This window comes from Streptomyces sp. NPDC051133 (assembly GCF_040682635.1).
Lineage (GTDB): Bacteria > Actinomycetota > Actinomycetes > Streptomycetales > Streptomycetaceae > Streptomyces.
On the sequence record NZ_JBFBBK010000023.1, the window covers coordinates 146,714 to 148,498 of the forward strand.

Below are 1,785 nucleotides of genomic sequence, written 5' to 3' on the forward strand. Positions count from 1 at the left end.
GACGGGGCGGGCGGCCTCGGGGGCGGGGTCCGGTGCGGCGGGCAGGGCCGCGTGGAGCCGGCTGATGGCGGCGGCCGCCTTGGTGGCCTGCCGTACGGGCCGTCCGGTCCGGGTCAGCCCTCGTCGTGCGTGTCGGCCGCCTCGACCTCTTCCCGGGTGACGCCGAGCAGGTACAGGACCGTGTCGAGGAAGGGGAAGTTCACCGCCGTGTGCGCCGCCTCGCGGACCACCGGCTTGGCGTTGAAGGCGACGCCCAGACCGGCCGCGTTCAGCATGTCCAGGTCGTTGGCGCCGTCACCGATCGCCACCGTCTGTGACAGCGGCACCCCGGCCTCCGCGGCGAACCGGCGCAGCAGCCGCGCCTTGCCCGCACGGTCCACGATCTCTCCGGTGACCCGGCCGGTCAGCTTCCCGTCGACGATCTCCAGCGTGTTGGCCTGCGCGAAGTCCAGCCCGAGCCGCTCCTTCAGATCGTCCGTGACCTGGGTGAACCCGCCGGAGACGACGCCGACCTGGTAGCCGAGGCGCTTCAGGGTGCGGATCAGGGTGCGTGCACCCGGGGTCAGCCGGACCTCGTCGCGCACCTTCTCCACCACCGAGGCGTCCAGCCCCTTCAGCAGCGCCACACGCGCGTGCAGCGACTGCTCGAAGTCTAGCTCCCCGCGCATCGCCGCCGCCGTCACCTCGGCGACCTTGTCCTCGCAGCCGGCGTGCGCGGCGAAGAGCTCGATCACCTCGTCCTGGATCAGGGTCGAGTCCACGTCCATCACCACGAGCCGCTGCGCGCGCCGGTGCAGACCCGCCGACACCACGGCGACGTCGACACCCAGTGCCGCCGCGTCCGAGGCCAGGGCCGTGCGCAGCGGCTCGGTCTCCACACCGGAGACGGCGAACTCGACCGCGGTCACCGGGTACTTGGCCAGCCGGAAGATGCGGTCGATGTTGGCGCCCGCCTTCGCGATCCGGGCGGCGATGGCGGCCGTGGACTCGGCGGTGAGGGGGTGTCCGAGGACGGTCACCAGGGAGCGGCCGAGACCGCGCGGCCGGTTGTCGCCGTGCCCCGAGATGATCTCCGCCTGCATCTTCATCGACTCGGCCCAGCTGTGCACGGTGGCCCTGAGGTCACCCTCCAGACCGGCCGGCGGCTGGGTCACCAGCACGCACAGCACCAGGCGGCCCCGGGTGACGACCTGCTCGATGTCGACCACGTCGACGAGGTAGGCGGCAAGGGTGTCGAAGAGGCCGGCCGTGATGCCCGGCCTGTCCTTGCCGAAAATCTTCACGAGGAGAGTGGGGACCTCGGAGGTCTGCGAAGCGCTCATGGTGCCTCCACCGTATCCGGCACCCAGTGCCTGCTGCCGCCGAGGTCCGCCTGACGGACACGGAACAATGAGTGTCCACCCGGTGTCGGGGATCTGGCCGTGGGGAGACGCCCCGCCCCTCCATCGCAGGCGGCACCGCTCCGGCTTCCACCACGACTGTGCCACGGGTCGCCGCACGGGGCAGGTCCGGCGGGCGCGAGCGGTGCGGTGATCGCCGCGCGGGTTCCGCCGGGAACCCGGCCGCTGCCGGGAACGCTGCCGGGCTCCGTCCGAGAACGCGGCCGGCTCCGTCCGAGGCCGCGGCCGGTCCGCCTCCACCCGGAACGCAGCCCTCTCACCCTCGCCGCTTCGGCTTCCCCGGGGGCGGCGGCGGAGGCGGGGGCGGCGGTGGTCCGTCGCCCGGTGTCTGCGGTGGTCGGTCGCCGGGGCGTGGGCTCCAGGCAGTAGTACCACTCGCCCGGCT

At 73.1% G+C, this 1,785-nt stretch carries 1 protein-coding gene; it reads right to left on the reverse strand.

Annotation, left to right across the window (positions count from 1 at the left end):
- Nucleotides 1-113 precede the first annotated feature (113 nt).
- Nucleotides 114-1,322 (reverse strand): phosphoserine phosphatase SerB, encoded by a 1,209-nt coding sequence (gene serB, locus AB0N17_RS24160; RefSeq protein ID WP_366013525.1) that lies wholly within the window; start codon nt 1,320-1,322, stop codon nt 114-116.
- Nucleotides 1,323-1,785: the final 463 nt, after the last annotated feature.

What these genes read in the sequence shown, in the direction of transcription:
- serB (WP_366013525.1), bottom strand. Translation starts at nt 1,322, where the DNA reads ATGAGCGCTTCGCAGACCTCCGAGGTCCCCACTCTCCTCGTGAAGATT.